General features: G+C 66.0%; 14 protein-coding genes. All 14 read left to right on the top strand.

All coding sequences use genetic code 11. The annotated features are described in order from the left end of the window. Positions 1-77 precede the first annotated feature (77 nt). The 14 genes from pstC to ACQR1X_RS22710 all read left to right on the top strand — a co-directional run bounded on the left by pstC (position 78) and on the right by ACQR1X_RS22710 (position 14,282). Positions 78-1,076 (top strand): phosphate ABC transporter permease subunit PstC, encoded by a 999-nt coding sequence (gene pstC, locus ACQR1X_RS22775; protein WP_315802053.1) that lies wholly within the window; start codon positions 78-80, stop codon positions 1,074-1,076. Positions 1,077-1,079: 3 nt separating this feature from the next. Beyond that, positions 1,080-1,961 (top strand): phosphate ABC transporter permease PstA, encoded by an 882-nt coding sequence (pstA, locus tag ACQR1X_RS22770; protein ID WP_315802054.1) that lies wholly within the window; start codon positions 1,080-1,082, stop codon positions 1,959-1,961. Next, positions 1,958-2,782: a phosphate ABC transporter ATP-binding protein PstB gene (gene pstB / locus ACQR1X_RS22765; protein WP_315802055.1), complete on the top strand. Its 825-nt coding sequence runs from the start codon at positions 1,958-1,960 to the stop codon at positions 2,780-2,782. Before pstA ends, pstB begins: the two co-directional genes overlap by 4 nt. A 30-nt stretch (positions 2,783-2,812) precedes the next feature. After that, a complete protein-coding gene (gene phoU / locus ACQR1X_RS22760) occupies positions 2,813-3,529 on the top strand; it encodes a phosphate signaling complex protein PhoU (protein ID WP_315713504.1) in 717 nt (238 codons plus the stop codon). A gap of 16 nt (positions 3,530-3,545) precedes the next feature. Then, positions 3,546-4,253, top strand: a complete 708-nt coding sequence (phoB, locus tag ACQR1X_RS22755; protein WP_315754964.1) for a phosphate regulon transcriptional regulator PhoB — start codon at positions 3,546-3,548, stop codon at positions 4,251-4,253. A 147-nt stretch (positions 4,254-4,400) separates the two neighbouring features. Continuing rightward, the gene (locus ACQR1X_RS22750) at positions 4,401-5,717 is read left to right on the top strand and encodes a trypsin-like serine protease (protein WP_434873206.1); all 1,317 of its coding nucleotides are present in this window, start codon (positions 4,401-4,403) and stop codon (positions 5,715-5,717) included. A gap of 167 nt (positions 5,718-5,884) precedes the next feature. Beyond that, entirely contained in the window at positions 5,885-6,982 is a 1,098-nt protein-coding gene (locus ACQR1X_RS22745; RefSeq protein WP_434899600.1) for a HoxN/HupN/NixA family nickel/cobalt transporter, read from the top strand. Between the two features lie 23 nt (positions 6,983-7,005). Next, positions 7,006-8,022 (top strand): HupU protein, encoded by a 1,017-nt coding sequence (locus tag ACQR1X_RS22740; RefSeq protein ID WP_434873204.1) that lies wholly within the window; start codon positions 7,006-7,008, stop codon positions 8,020-8,022. Next, complete coding sequence (locus ACQR1X_RS22735; RefSeq protein ID WP_434880348.1) at positions 8,019-9,458, top strand: nickel-dependent hydrogenase large subunit; 1,440 nt, start codon at positions 8,019-8,021, stop codon at positions 9,456-9,458. The genes ACQR1X_RS22740 and ACQR1X_RS22735 overlap by 4 nt, the downstream gene beginning before the upstream one ends. Before the next feature lie 234 nt (positions 9,459-9,692). After that, positions 9,693-10,796, top strand: coding sequence for a hydrogenase small subunit (locus tag ACQR1X_RS22730; RefSeq protein WP_315802060.1), 1,104 nt, complete (start codon positions 9,693-9,695; stop codon positions 10,794-10,796). Between the two features lie 21 nt (positions 10,797-10,817). Then, the gene (locus ACQR1X_RS22725; RefSeq protein WP_434864174.1) at positions 10,818-12,608 is read left to right on the top strand and encodes a nickel-dependent hydrogenase large subunit; all 1,791 of its coding nucleotides are present in this window, start codon (positions 10,818-10,820) and stop codon (positions 12,606-12,608) included. Between the two features lie 16 nt (positions 12,609-12,624). Continuing rightward, a complete protein-coding gene (gene cybH, locus ACQR1X_RS22720) occupies positions 12,625-13,368 on the top strand; it encodes a Ni/Fe-hydrogenase, b-type cytochrome subunit (RefSeq protein ID WP_315802062.1) in 744 nt (247 codons plus the stop codon). 13 nt (positions 13,369-13,381) lie between these two features. Then, positions 13,382-13,969 (top strand): HyaD/HybD family hydrogenase maturation endopeptidase, encoded by a 588-nt coding sequence (locus ACQR1X_RS22715; protein WP_315802063.1) that lies wholly within the window; start codon positions 13,382-13,384, stop codon positions 13,967-13,969. Positions 13,970-13,991: 22 nt separating this feature from the next. Next, positions 13,992-14,282, top strand: a complete 291-nt coding sequence (locus ACQR1X_RS22710; protein ID WP_315736711.1) for a HypC/HybG/HupF family hydrogenase formation chaperone — start codon at positions 13,992-13,994, stop codon at positions 14,280-14,282. The last annotated feature ends 10 nt before the right edge of the window (positions 14,283-14,292 follow it).

The raw sequence follows: 14,292 nt of genomic DNA, 5'->3' as shown, positions 1-14,292 counted from the left end.
CCCTCTCCCGGCCGCCGGGGGAGGGGTGCTACCGGGGTTGAGGCGTGTCCAAGGAACAGGGGGCGGAATTGGCAGAGATGGCGGTTCAGACCGAAGTCGGCGACATCGCGGCTGCTGCCGGGCCCTACGACCGGGCGCGCGCGCTCAGTGCCTTCAAGCTTGGCGACGTCACCTTTTACTGGATCACCCGGCTCGCCGCGATCTCGGTTCTGTTGATCCTCGGCGGCATCATCATCTCTCTCATCATCGGCGCCTGGCCGGCGATGAAGGCCTACGGCTTCGAATTCCTGTGGACGCGGCGCTGGGCGCCGTCGGCCGATCCGCCGGTGCTCGGGGCGCTCGGCCCGATCTACGGCACCCTGGTCACGTCCTTCATCGCGATGCTGATCGCGATTCCGGTGGGTCTCGGCATTGCGATCTTCCTCACCGAGCTGTGCCCGCAATGGCTGCGCCGTCCGATCGGCATTGCGATCGAGCTGCTCGCCGGCATTCCCTCGATCATCTACGGCATGTGGGGCTTCTTCGTTCTGGGCCCGTTCCTGGCCTACACGTTCCAGCCGTTCATGATCAATCTCTGCTCCGGCATCCCGGTGCTGCAGGACATCTTCGCCGGTCCGCCGTCCTATCTCAGTCTGTTCAACGCCTCGCTGATCCTGGCGATCATGGTGCTGCCCTTCATCACCTCGATCTCGGTCGACGTGTTTAAGACCGTCCCGCCGGTGCTGAAGGAAGCGGCCTACGGGGTCGGCTGCACCACCTGGGAGGTCGTGCGCAGCGTCGTCATTCCCTACACCCGTGTCGGCGTCATCGGCGGCGTCATGCTGGCGCTGGGTCGTGCGCTCGGCGAAACGATGGCGGTGACCTTCATCATCGGCAACTCGTTCCGGATCTCATCGTCGATCTTCGCGCCGGGCACCACGATCTCGGCCGCCATTGCCTCTGAGTTCCAGGAGAGCGACGGCCTGCACCAGTCGAGCCTGATCCTGCTCGGCCTGCTGCTCTTCGTGCTCACCTTCTTCGTGCTGGCGAGCGCGCGCCTGATGCTCATGCGGCTCCAAGCAAAGGCGGGAAAATAAGCCATGTCCAGCGCAGATTCGCTCACCGCCGATACGCCGGTCAATCCGATCTATGCGCGCCGACGCCGCAGGGACATCGTGATCCGCGGCCTCTGCGTCGCCGCCGCGCTGTTCGGCGTCACCTGGCTGGCGCTGATCCTGTTCACGCTGTTCTATAACGGCCTCGCCGGCCTCAGCCTGCAAGTGTTTTCCGCCGACACCCCGCCGCCGGGCTCGAGCGAAGGCGGACTGCGCAATGCCATCGTCGGCTCTCTGATCATGACGGTCATCGGCGTCGGCATCGGCGCGCCGCTCGGCCTGTTCGCCGGCACCTATCTGGCCGAGTACGGCCGCAACGACCGCCTGACCTCGGTGATCCGCTTCATCAACGACATCCTGCTGTCGGCGCCCTCGATCATCATCGGCCTGTTCATCTATGGCGCTGTCGTGGTGCCGATGGGCGGCTTCTCGGCGCTCGCAGGCTCGCTGGCGCTGGCTGTCATTGTCATCCCCGTGGTGCTGCGCACCACCGAGGACATGCTGCTGCTGGTGCCCAACCCGCTGCGTGAGGCGGCCTCGGCGCTCGGCCTGCCGCGATCGCTGGTGATCCGGCGCATCGCCTATCGCGCGGCGCGCTCGGGCCTGATCACCGGCGTGCTGCTGGCCACCGCCCGCGTCGCCGGCGAGACCGCGCCCTTGCTGTTCACCGCGCTGTCGAACCAGTTCTGGAGCCTCAACCTCTCCAAGACGATGGCCAACCTGCCCGTCACCATCAACAACTTCGTCCAGAGCCCCTATGCCTATTGGAAGCAGCTGGCCTGGAGCGGAGCCCTTCTGATCACTCTGGCCGTGCTCGCCCTGAATGTCAGTGCACGCATTCTCGGCGCCGAGAGGAACGCAAAATGACCGACCTGTCCGTATCCGTCAGCCAGCCCAATCCCGCCGCGCTGAACGGCAAGGTTTTGCCGGAAGCCCCCGCCAAGGTGACCGCGCGCAACCTGAACTTCTATTACGGCGATCACCACGCGCTGAAGAACATCAACCTGTCGCTGGGGACCAACCGCGTCACCGCGTTCATCGGCCCGTCCGGCTGCGGCAAGTCGACCCTGCTGCGCATCTTCAACCGGATGTACGATCTCTACCCGGGCCAGCGCGCCGTTGGCCAGCTCATGCTGGACAACACCAACATCCTCGATCCCAAGCTCGACCTCAACCTGCTGCGGGCCCGGGTCGGCATGGTGTTCCAGAAGCCGACGCCGTTCCCGATGACGATCTACGAGAACATCGCCTTCGGCATCCGGCTGTATGAGAAGATCTCCAAGTCGGAGATGGACGACCGGGTCGAGAAGGCATTGCGCGGCGGCGCGTTGTGGAACGAGGTCAAGGACAAGCTCAACGCTTCGGGCCTGTCGCTGTCAGGCGGCCAGCAGCAGCGGCTGTGCATTGCGCGCACCGTGGCGGTCCGGCCGGAGGTGATCCTGTTCGACGAGCCGTGCTCGGCGCTCGATCCGATCTCGACCGCCAAGGTCGAGGAACTGATCCAGGAGCTCGCCGAAAACTATACGATCGCCATCGTGACGCATAACATGCAGCAGGCGGCCCGCGTCTCCGACAAGACCGCCTTCATGTATCTCGGCGAGCTCATCGAGTTCGACGACACCAGCAAGATCTTCACCTCGCCGAGCGATCGGCGGACCCAGGATTACATCACCGGCCGGTTCGGCTGACGCCGACGACATTGACTTCAGGAGATCATCATGGCCAGTGAACATACCGCCAAGGCGTTCGACAGCGATCTGCAGGATCTCACCCGGCTGGTGTCCGAGATGGGCGGCCTTGCGGAGCGGCTGATCGTCGATTCCGTCGATGCGCTGGTGCGGCGCGACATCGCGCTCGGCCAGAAGGTGGTCGCCACCGACGCCGAGGTCGACAAGCTGCAGCGCATCATCGAGGAGCGCGCCGTGCTCACCATCGCCCGGCGACAGCCGATGGCGGTCGATCTGCGTGAGATCGTCGGCGCGATGCGCGTGGCGACCGATCTGGAGCGCATCGGCGATCTCGCCAAGAACATCGGCAAGCGCGTCGCGGCGCTGGAGAGCGACTTCCATCCCCTCAAGCTGATCCGCGGGCTCGAGCACATGACCGACCTGGTGCAGTCGCAGGTCAAGACGGTGCTGGACGCCTATGCCGCGCACGACCTGCCGGCGGCGATGACGGTGTGGAAGGGCGACGAGGAGGTCGACGCCATCTGCACCTCGCTGTTCCGCGAACTCCTGACCTACATGATGGAGGATCCGCGCAACATCTCGTTCTGCATCCATCTGATGTTCTGCGCCAAGAACATCGAGCGCATCGGCGATCACGCGACCAACATCGCGGAGACCGTCTTCTATATGATCGAAGGCCAGCAGATCATGGACAAGCGCCCGAAGGGCGACATGACGAGCTTCGCATCGACGATCCCCGGCAACTGAGAGAGACGGTTCTGACATGGGCGCCCGAATTCTGGTGGTGGAGGACGAGGAGGCGCTGACGACGCTCCTGCGCTACAACCTCGAGGCCGAAGGCTACGAGGTCGAGACGGTGGCGCGCGGAGACGAGGCCGACACACGGCTGAAGGAGCGCGTTCCCGATCTCGTCGTGCTCGACTGGATGCTGCCGGGCCTGTCCGGCATCGAGCTGTGCCGCCGCCTGCGGGCGCGGTCCGAGACCCGGCAATTGCCGATCATCATGCTCACCGCGCGCGGCGAGGAGAGCGAGCGCGTGCGCGGCCTCGCGACCGGCGCCGACGACTACATCGTCAAGCCGTTCTCGGTGCCGGAGCTGCTGGCGCGCGTGAAGGGCCTGCTGCGGCGGGCGAGCCCGGAGCGGCTGGCGACCGTGCTGTCCTATGGCGACATCGAGCTCGACCGCGAGAAGCGCCGCGTGGCGCGCTCGGGACGGCCGATCGATCTCGGCCCGACCGAATACCGCCTGCTCGAGTTTTTCCTGGAGCATCCCGGCCGCGTGTTCAGCCGCGAGCAGCTGCTCGATAGCGTCTGGGGCCGCGACATCTATATCGACGAGCGCACGGTCGACGTCCATATCGGCCGCCTGCGCAAGCTGCTCAATCCGGGCCGCGAGCAGGACCCGATCCGCACCGTGCGCGGCGCCGGCTATGCGCTCGATGATCGCTTCGCCAAGAGCGAGCAGGTGTAAGGGGCGATCGGGCGTGAGGATGAAGCAGGTGTGAGGCGCGAGGGGGCCCGATTGAGGAGATCGCGGTCCGCTTTCCGCCACGCCGCCGCCGTCTTGATCGTGTCTGCTTCGTGGCCCGTCACGATGTTTCGGTCCCAGCGGACGCCCTTGATCAAGACCATCATCATATCTCTAGCCGTGCTGCTCGGCAGCGCGGCGGGCGCCGCGGCCGCCGAGCTCGAAGACGCGGTCGCCGCGGCGGGAAACGGACAGCACGCCGCGGCGATGCGCCGCCTGCTGCCGCTGGCCGCCAAGGGCGATGCGCGGGCGCAGTTCGACGTCGGCTTCATGGAGGCCTTCGGCTGGGGCCAACCGCGCAACCCCGCCGAGGCGCTGGCGTGGTATCGCAAGGCCGCCGATCAGGGCCTCGCCGTCGCCCAGCATTATCTCGGCATCGCCTATGTCAACGGCGAAGGTGTCGCGAGCAATTATGGCGAAGCCGGCCGCTGGTTCAGCCGCGCGGCAGCGCAGGGCTTCGCCCAGTCGCAATACATGCTGGGCCTGATGCTGCTGGACGGTCGCGGCGTGAAGCAGGACGTCGTGCAGGGCTACGCCTGGCTGGTGATGGCGGGTCGCAGCGGCGTGCGATCGGCCGGCCGCGACGTGCAGCGGGTCAAGCTGACCGAGCCGCAGCGCGTCCAGGCCCAGAGCGCCATTGCGGCCTGGCGGCCGAAGCCGGAATCGGCGGAGGCGGGCGTCGCCGCTCCGCGTCCGGAGCAACTGCTCGGGCTCGACCGCCACATCGGCGAGGTCGTCGATCCCACCTCGTGGCCGGCGTCGTCGATCGGCGTCGTCACCGTCGCGCAATACTCGACCGGCGGCTGGTGCACCGGCACGCTGGTCGCGCCGCGCGTCGTGCTCACCGCGGCGCATTGCGTGTTCAACGGCGTCGCGCAGGTCAGCCCCGGCAATGTCCGCTTCCTGGCCGGCATGAACAGGGGCACGCCGGCGGCATCGTCGGTCGCCGACAAGCTGATCGTGGCGCCGGACTTCGTCCCGACCCGGCACGACAGATGGTCGCTCGACCGCTCGCCCGCCGATTGGGCGCTGATCGTGCTGAAGGATGCGCTGCCCTCGAAGCCGGTCGCGGTCAAGGCGCTGACGCGGGAGGAACTGCAGGCTGCGACATCAGCCGGAACCATCTCCGAGATCGGCTACGGCCAGGAGCGCCGCTATTCGCCGACCGGCCAGCGCAATTGCAGCGCCGGCATGACCAGCGATGCCCGGCTGCTGACGGTGCATTGCCTCGCCAATTTCGGCTATTCAGGCTCCCCCATCATGGCCGAAGTCGGCGGGCAGCCGGTCGTGGTCGGCATCTTCTCGGCGTTCCACGAGGAGACCCGGCTGATGTTCGCTGCTCCCGCGAGCCAGTTCGAAGCGGTCGTGCGGCGCGAGATCGCGGCGCAGAGTGCCTCGTCGGGCTGAAGGAGGAGGGGACGAGAGAGGTCCCGCCGCTGGTCATGATCTGTGCGTGACTGGATAGCGGGTTGCCAAGCGAGCGGGCGAACCGCGAACTGCAGCCGATTTTTCCTGCAGCTTTCGCCTGCCGCGGGGCCTTACCGAACTGGCCTGGCTCTTGCTATGGTCCGAGTATGACGATTGTTCCAATTGATCATCCTCGTGCCCCACGGCTGCTGTGGTGGCGGTCGCAGCCCGGCCGCAACGTTGCGCTGGTCGGCGGTCTGGTCGCCGCCAACGCGCTGGCCTGGGTCTGGGCGTTCGCGCTCTACGCCGACCGGCCCGCCATCGTCGGCACCGCGCTGCTGGCCTGGCTGCTCGGACTGCGCCATGCGGTCGATGCGGATCACATCGCGGCCATCGACAACGTAGTGCGGAAGCTGGTGCAGGACGGCAGCGCGCCGCGCGCCGCCGGCCTCTATTTTGCGCTCGGCCATTCCAGCGTCGTCGTGATCGCCACCATCGTAGTGAGCCTGGTGGCCGGCTCAGATCTGTTGAGTGAGGACAGCGCCATCCGCGCGATCGGCGGCACCATCGGCACCTCGGTCTCCGCAGGCTTCCTGCTGCTGATCGCCTTCGCGAATCTGGTGCTGTTCGTGAACCTCTGGCGCCGCCCGTCCCACCCGCATTCCGACATCGATGCCGCAGGTAGCGCCGGGCGGGGCCTGCTCATTCGTCTGCTGCGGCCGGTGCTCCGCCTCGTGTCTCGCGCCTGGCACATGTACCCGCTCGGTTTCCTGTTCGGCCTGGGCTTCGACACCGCCAGCGAAATCGGGCTGCTCAGCCTGTCGGCGACCGAGGCAGCGCGCGGCGCGAGCCTGGCGCATGTGCTGGTATTCCCGGCGCTGTTCGCGGCGGCGATGGCCACCGTCGACACCGCCGACAGCATGCTGATGGCCGGCGCCTATCGCTGGGCGTTCACGGATCCCGCGCGCAAGCGGCGCTACAATCTGGTCATCACCGGCGCCTCTGTCGCGATCGCGCTGGTGATCGGCGGCGTCGAGGCCGTCGCGCTGCTGACGCCCCGGCTTGGCTTCACCGGCGGATGGACCGAGGTCGTCACTGCGCTGGGCGATGATCTCGCCAACCTCGGGATCGTCGCCATCGGACTGTTCGGCCTGATCTGGGCGGGTGCCATGCTGCTTGGCCGCCGTCCGGGCGGTTCCGAGGATGCGCCGGGTGAGGAGCTTGCCAGCGTTCGCGCCGGGGCGCTAAACCCGAGGGCGAAATAGGATCGAGCGCGCGGGTACGAATGATGGCCGGCTCGGACGAAATGACCAGGATGCTGTGGCTGCAGGGCGCGAGCTGCGGCGGCTGCACGATGTCGATCCTGGAAAGCGGTGCGTCCGGCTGGTTCGATGAGCTGCGCCAGTCCGGCATTGACCTCATCTGGCATCCCTCCGTCAGCGAGCAGACCGGAGACGAGGTCGTGGAGCTGCTGGAGGCGATCCGCGACGGTCGCGAGCGGCTCGATCTGCTGGTGCTCGAAGGCTCGGTGGCGCGCGGACCTGGTCAGACCGGCCGCTTCAACATGCTCGCCGGCACCAACCGCTCGATCTATCACTGGCTGCTCGATCTGGCGCCGCTGGCCGACTACGTCGTCGCCGTCGGCAGCTGCGCGGCCTATGGCGGCATTCCTGCTGCCGGCATCAACCCGACCGACGCGGTCGGATTGCAGTTCGAGGGCAGTGACATCGGCGGCGCGCTCGGCGCGGGATTCCGCTCGAAACGCGGGCTGCCGGTGATCAACGTCGCAGGCTGCGCGCCGCATCCGGGCTGGATGATGGAAAGCCTGCTGGCGCTCACCTCGGGCGATCTGACGGCAGACGGCCTCGACGCAGTGGGACGTCCGACCTTCATCGCCAATCACTTGGCTCATCACGGCTGCTCGCGCAACGAGTTCTACGAGTTCAAGGCGAGCGCTGAGACGATGTCCGAGCGCGGCTGCCTGATGGAGCATCTCGGCTGCCGGGCGACGCAGGCGGTCGGCGATTGCAATCAGCGCTCCTGGAATGGCGGCGGCTCCTGCACCAAGGGCGGGTACGCCTGCATCGCCTGCACCTCGCCGGGCTTCGAGAGCACGCAGAACTATCTGGAGACGGCGAAGCTCGCCGGCATTCCCGTAGGCCTTCCGACCGACATGCCGAAAGCCTGGTTCGTGGCGCTCGCCGCGCTGTCGAAATCGGCCACGCCGCGCCGCGTGCGGGTCAATGCGACGGCGGATCACGTCGTGGTGCCGCCGGGCCGGCCCAGTGACAAGCGCCGTCCATGACGCGGATCACGGTCGGGCCGTTCAATCGTGTCGAAGGCGACCTCGAGGTCAGGCTCGATATCGAGAGCGGCCGCGTCACCAGGGCGGAAGTGACGGCGCCGCTCTATCGCGGCTTCGAGCAGATCCTGGAGGGGCGGCCGCCGCTGGACGCGCTGGTGATCGCACCGCGAATCTGCGGCATCTGCTCGGTGTCGCAATCGATCGCCGCCGCCGCCGCGTTGCGCCAGGCCATGGGCATTGCGGCAGCGCCAAACGGCATCCTCGCGGCCAACATCGCCCATGCGGCCGAGAACGCGGCGGACCATCTGACGCATTTCTACATCTTCTTCATGCCGGACTTCGCCCGCGACGCCTACGTCGCGCACGCTTGGCATTCGGCTGCGGCCGAGCGTTTCGCGGCGACGAAGGGCAGCGCGGCTCGCGAAGCGTTGCCGGCGCGCGCGCGGCTGCTCGAGATCATGGGCCTGATCGCCGGCAAATGGCCGCACAGTCTCGCCTTCCAGCCGGGCGGGACGACGCGCGCGATCGAGCTCGGCGAGCGCGTGCGCCTCAACGCGATCGCGGCGTCGTTTCGCGGTTTTCTTGAACGCGCCGTGTTTGCCGACAGGTTGGAGAATGTGCTCGCCTTGTCGACGTCGGACGAGCTCGACCGTTGGCGCGAGGGCCGCGCCGGCGACTTCGCGCATTTCCTGCGCATCGCCGACGCGCTCGATCTGGCGCATCTTGGCCCGGGCTCCAGCCTGCTGATGAGTTTCGGCGCTTATCACGAATCTGACAGTGCGCACTTCCGGGCCGGGCTTCGCACCCGCGATGGAACGATCGAAGCGCTGCCGTCGAATCGGATCACGGAGGACGTGTCGCACGCCTGGATGCGTGCGACCTCGCTCGATCCGGCCGAGAGCCGGACCGAGCCCGACGCCGACAAGCCCGACGCCTATAGTTGGTGCAAGGCGCCGCGGCTTGCGGGAGAACCGGTCGAGGTCGGCGCTCTCGCAAGGCAGGCCATCGACGGTCAGCCGTTGATCTCCGCGCTGCTCGCGGGCGGTCGCAGCAATGTCCGCAATCGTGTCATCGCCCGGCTGATCGAGACCGCGCGCCTCGCGCTGGCGATCGAGCATTGGATCAAGGCACTGCGTCTCAACGAGCCGTTCTGCGACAACAGCGCCAGTACGGCCGACGGCAATTTCGTCGGGCTCGTGGAAGCTGCGCGCGGCAGCCTGGGCCACTGGCTCGCGGTGCGCTCCGGCCGCATCGAGCGCTATCAGATCATCGCGCCGACCAGCTGGAATTTCTCTCCGCGCGACGCGGATGGGATAGCCGGTCCGCTCGAACAGGCGCTGGTCGGCACCGAGGTCGGCGATGCCGGCGCTCGTGCGGTCGGCATCCAGCACGTCGTGCGGTCGTTCGATCCGTGCATGGTCTGCACGGCGCATTGAGCGCGCTGCACACAGGTAGGCAGCAAGCGGAAACAAGCTTGTCGGTGCAAAGCGCGTGATTTCCGATTATCGCGCGCGATCCGCTGTCGAAGCCTTAGCCGCTGCGGCCTCACTGCTTCAAGCATCTGGAATCATTATGATTCAAATCCAGGGATGATGCTGGCCCGCATCTTGCTGTCCTTCTCGCCAGAACGCGATCACACGATCGCCAACGCGATATCAGGGGGAGGACTCATGGGCGCGGCAACGGAAACTTTTTACAGCGTCATCCGGCGTCAGGGCATCACGCGGCGCAGCTTTCACAAATTCTGCAGCCTGACGGCGACGAGCCTCGGGCTCGGGCCGGTCGCGGCGAGCCGCATCGCCAATGCGCTGGAGACCAAGCCGCGCACGCCGGTCATCTGGATGCACGGGCTCGAATGCACCTGCTGCTCGGAGAGCTTCATCCGTTCGGCGCATCCGCTGGTGAAGGATGCCGTGTTGTCGATGATCTCGCTCGACTATGACGACACGATCATGGCGGCGGCCGGCCACCAGGCCGAGGCGATCCTCGAGGAGACGCGCGCGAAGTACAAGGGACAGTACATTCTCGCGGTCGAGGGCAATCCGCCGCTGAACGAAGGCGGCATGTTCTGCATCGACGGCGGCAAGCCGTTCGTCGAGAAGCTGAAGATGATGGCCGAGGACGCGATGGCGATCATCGCCTGGGGCGCTTGCGCCTCCTGGGGCTGCGTGCAGGCGGCGAAGCCGAATCCGACGCAGGCGACGCCGATCGACAAGGTCATCACCAACAAGCCGATCATCAAGGTGCCGGGCTGCCCGCCGATCGCCGAGGTCATGACCGGCGTCGTCACCTTCATCACTACCTTCGGCAAGCTGCCAGAGCTCGACCGCCAGGGCCGGCCGAAGATGTTCTACTCACAGCGCATCCACGACAAGTGCTATCGCCGGCCGCATTTCGACGCCGGCCAGTTCGTCGAGGAGTGGGACGACGAGGCGGCGCGCAAGGGCTACTGCCTCTACAAGATGGGCTGCAAGGGCCCCACCACCTACAACGCCTGCTCGACGGTGCGATGGAATGGCGGCGTATCGTTCCCGATCCAGTCGGGTCATGGCTGCATCGGCTGCTCGGAGGACGGCTTCTGGGACAAGGGCTCGTTCTACGACCGCCTCACCAACATCAAGCAGTTCGGCATCGAGCACAACGCCGACCAGGTCGGCATGGTGGCCGCGGGCACGGTAGGTGCGGCGGTCGCAGCGCATGCGGCGGTCACGGCGGTCAAGCGTCTCGCGACCAAACGCGACGACGCCAAGGAAAACGCCAAGCAAGATCATTGATCGAATTCAGGACAGGCAACGATGGGCATCCAGACTCCCAACGGCTTCAATCTCGACAATTCCGGCAAGCGCATCGTCGTCGATCCGGTCACCCGCATCGAGGGACATATGCGGGTCGAGGTCAACGTCGATTCCGACAACGTGATCCGCAATGCGGTCTCCACCGGCACGATGTGGCGCGGTATCGAGGTGATCCTCAGGAACCGCGATCCGCGCGACGCCTGGGCCTTCACCGAGCGGATCTGCGGCGTCTGCACCGGAACGCACGCGCTCACATCGGTGCGCGCGGTCGAGAACGCCCTCGGCATCACCATTCCGGAGAATGCCAACTCCATTCGTAACCTCATGCAGCTTGCGCTGCAGGTGCACGACCACGTCGTGCACTTCTATCATCTGCACGCATTGGACTGGGTCGACGTGGTCTCGGCGCTCTCGGCCGATCCAAAGGCGACGTCGACCTTGGCGCAGTCGATCTCGAGCTGGCCGCTGTCGTCGCCCGGCTATTTCAGGGACCTGCAGACCCGTCTCAAGAAGTTCGTCGAGTCCGGCCAGCTCGGTCCGTTCAAGAACGGCTATTGGGGCAGCAAGGCCTACAAGCTGCCGCCTGAGGCCAATCTGATGGCCGTGGCACACTATCTGGAGGCACTCGATTTCCAGAAGGAGATCGTCAAGATCCACACCATCTTCGGCGGCAAGAATCCACATCCGAACTGGCTGGTGGGCGGCGTGCCGTGTCCGATCAACATCGACGGCACCGGCGCGGTCGGCGCCATCAACATCGAGCGGCTGAATCTCGTCTCGTCGATCATCGATCGCCTGATCGAGTTCAACGAGCTGGTCTATCTTCCCGACGTGGCCGCGATCGGCTCGTTCTACAAGGACTGGCTCTACGGCGGCGGCCTGTCCGGCAAGAGCGTGCTCGCCTATGGCGACGTGCCCGAGCATGCCAACGACTACTCGGCCAAGAGCCTGAAGCTGCCGCGCGGTGCGATCATCAACGGCAATCTGTCGGAGGTGTTTCCGGTCGATCATGCCAATCCGGACGAGATCCAGGAGTTCGTGGTTCACTCCTGGTACAAATATCCCGACGAGACCAAGGGGCTGCATCCCTGGGACGGCATCACCGAGCCGAACTACGTGCTTGGCCCCAACGCGAAGGGCACCAAGACCGACATCAAGGAGCTCGACGAGGGCGGCAAATATTCCTGGATCAAGGCGCCGCGTTGGCGCGGCCACGCCATGGAGGTCGGGCCGCTCGCACGCTGGGTCGTCGGCTATGCGCAGAACAAGGCGGAGTTCAAGGACCCGGTCGACAAGTTCCTGAAGGATCTCGACCTGCCTCTGACGGCGCTGTTCTCGACGCTCGGCCGCACCGCGGCACGTGCGCTGGAATCGGTCTGGGCCGGACGGCAGATGCGCTACTTCCAGGACAAGCTGATCGCCAACATCAAGGCCGGCGACAGCTCGACGGCGAATGTCGACAAATGGAAGCCGGAGAGCTGGCCGAAGGAGGCCAAGGGCGTCGGCTTCACCGAGGCGCCGCGCGGCGCGCTCGCGCACTGGATCAAGATCAAGGATACCAAGATCGACAATTACCAGTGCGTTGTGCCGACGACCTGGAACGGCTCGCCGAGGGATCCCAAGGGCAACATCGGCGCCTTCGAGGCGTCGCTGATGAACACCCCGATGGCCAATCCCGAGCAGCCGCTGGAGATCCTGCGCACGATCCATTCCTTCGATCCGTGCCTGGCCTGCTCGACGCACGTCATGAGTCCGGATGGCCAGGAGCTGGCCGAGGTCAAGGTCAGGTAGTACGGGGAGCAGGGTCATGATGGATGCAGTTGCACGCCCGCCCGAGTCGGGGACGGACATCGCCGCGATCGCAGCCGACGCCGCCGGCGAGCATGCGGTCGGCCGGCCCACGGTCTATGTCTACGAAGCGCCCGTGCGCATCTGCCACTGGGTCAACGCGTTCGCGATCATCGTTCTGATGATCACCGGCTATCTGATCGGATCACCGCTGCCGACGGTGTCGGGGGAGGCGTCGGCGAATTTCGTGATGGGCTACATCCGCTTTGCCCATTTCGCGGCCGGACAGGTGCTGGCGGTGTTCTTCCTCGCCCGCATCTTCTGGGCTTTCGTCGGCAACCACCACTCCCGGCAGATCTTCTACATTCCGGTGCATCGCAAGCAATTCTGGAAGGAGGTGCTGCACGAGATCCGCTGGTACGCGTTCCTGGAGCGTGAGCCGAAGATGTATGTCGGCCACAATCCGCTGGCGCAGACGGCGATGTTCACCGGCTTCACGCTGTTCGTGACCTTCATGATCGTCACCGGCTTTGCGCTCTATTCGGAAGGCACCGGGATCGACAGCTGGCAGCACAAGCTGTTCGGCTGGGTATTCGCGATCTGGCCGAACAGCCAGGACGTCCATACCTGGCATCATCTCGGGATGTGGGCGCTGGTCACCTTCGTGATGGTGCACGTCTATGCCGCCATTCGCGAAGACATCATGTCGCGCCAGAGCATCATCTCCTCGATGATCTCGGGCGAGCGGCAGTTCCGCGACTGACAGGAGGGCCGGCATGGTCGATGAGCGCGGGCGCGACCGCATTCTGGTGCTCGGGATCGGCAACATTCTCTGGGCTGACGAAGGCTTCGGTGTGCGGGTGGTGGAGGAATTCCACCGCCGCTTCACCGTGCCCGACAACGTCACGATCCTCGATGGCGGCACGCAGGGGCTCTACCTCGTCAACTATGTCGAGGAAGCCGATAGTCTGATCGTGTTCGACGCCATCGACTACGGCCTCGTGCCGGGCGAGCTCAAGCTCGTCCGGGACGACGAGGTGCCGCGCTTCACCGGCGCCAAGAAGATGAGCCTGCACCAGACGGGCTTCCAGGAAGTGCTGAGCGCGGCCGACCTGCTCGGCCGTTATCCGCAACGGCTTGCGCTGATCGGCTGCCAGCCGCTCGACCTCGAGGATTGGGGCGGGCCGCTGACCGCGCCTGTCCTCGCGCAGATCGGGCCGTCGATCGAGCTGGCCTGCGCCCTGCTGGCGGAATGGGGCGCACCCGCCGTGCCGCGGCGTGAACCGCTCGCCGGCGACGAACGCCTGCTTGCGAACGACATCGACCATCACAGCTACGAGCTGCGGGCGCGCCCGGCCGAGTGACCGCGCCGCGAGGAAATCCGCCATGTGTCTTGGCCTGCCGATGACAATCCTCGAGACCGATGGCGTCTCGGCACTGTGCAGCTTCGACGGCGAGGAGCGCCGCGTCTCGGTGCTGTTGCTGTCGAACCCGCCGGTGGGGGCCAAGGTGCTCGTCTATATCGACAACGCCGTTCGCCTGCTCGATGACGAAGAAGCGCGGCTGATCGGTGAGGCGCTGCGCGGCCTGCAGGCGGCCGTGAACGGCGAGAATTGCGATGACTTCTTCGCGGATCTGATCGGGCGCGAGCCGGAGCTGCCGGAGCATTTGCGGTAGCGGCGTGATG

It is taken from the genome of Bradyrhizobium sp. HKCCYLRH3073, assembly GCF_051167995.1.
Lineage (GTDB): Bacteria > Pseudomonadota > Alphaproteobacteria > Rhizobiales > Xanthobacteraceae > Bradyrhizobium.
This window is presented reverse-complemented; position numbering and strand designations above follow the sequence as displayed.

Coding starts and splice junctions, on each gene's coding strand:
- pstA (WP_315802054.1), top strand. CDS start 1,080: ATGTCCAGCGCAGATTCGCTCACCGCCGATACGCCGGTCAATCCGATC.
- ACQR1X_RS22725 (WP_434864174.1), top strand. CDS start 10,818: ATGGGCATCCAGACTCCCAACGGCTTCAATCTCGACAATTCCGGCAAG.
- ACQR1X_RS22730 (WP_315802060.1), top strand. CDS start 9,693: ATGGGCGCGGCAACGGAAACTTTTTACAGCGTCATCCGGCGTCAGGGC.
- phoU (WP_315713504.1), top strand. CDS start 2,813: ATGGCCAGTGAACATACCGCCAAGGCGTTCGACAGCGATCTGCAGGAT.
- ACQR1X_RS22715 (WP_315802063.1), top strand. CDS start 13,382: ATGGTCGATGAGCGCGGGCGCGACCGCATTCTGGTGCTCGGGATCGGC.
- ACQR1X_RS22735 (WP_434880348.1), top strand. CDS start 8,019: ATGACGCGGATCACGGTCGGGCCGTTCAATCGTGTCGAAGGCGACCTC.
- ACQR1X_RS22710 (WP_315736711.1), top strand. CDS start 13,992: ATGTGTCTTGGCCTGCCGATGACAATCCTCGAGACCGATGGCGTCTCG.
- ACQR1X_RS22740 (WP_434873204.1), top strand. CDS start 7,006: ATGGCCGGCTCGGACGAAATGACCAGGATGCTGTGGCTGCAGGGCGCG.
- ACQR1X_RS22745 (WP_434899600.1), top strand. CDS start 5,885: ATGACGATTGTTCCAATTGATCATCCTCGTGCCCCACGGCTGCTGTGG.
- pstB (WP_315802055.1), top strand. CDS start 1,958: ATGACCGACCTGTCCGTATCCGTCAGCCAGCCCAATCCCGCCGCGCTG.
- pstC (WP_315802053.1), top strand. CDS start 78: ATGGCGGTTCAGACCGAAGTCGGCGACATCGCGGCTGCTGCCGGGCCC.
- phoB (WP_315754964.1), top strand. CDS start 3,546: ATGGGCGCCCGAATTCTGGTGGTGGAGGACGAGGAGGCGCTGACGACG.
- cybH (WP_315802062.1), top strand. CDS start 12,625: ATGATGGATGCAGTTGCACGCCCGCCCGAGTCGGGGACGGACATCGCC.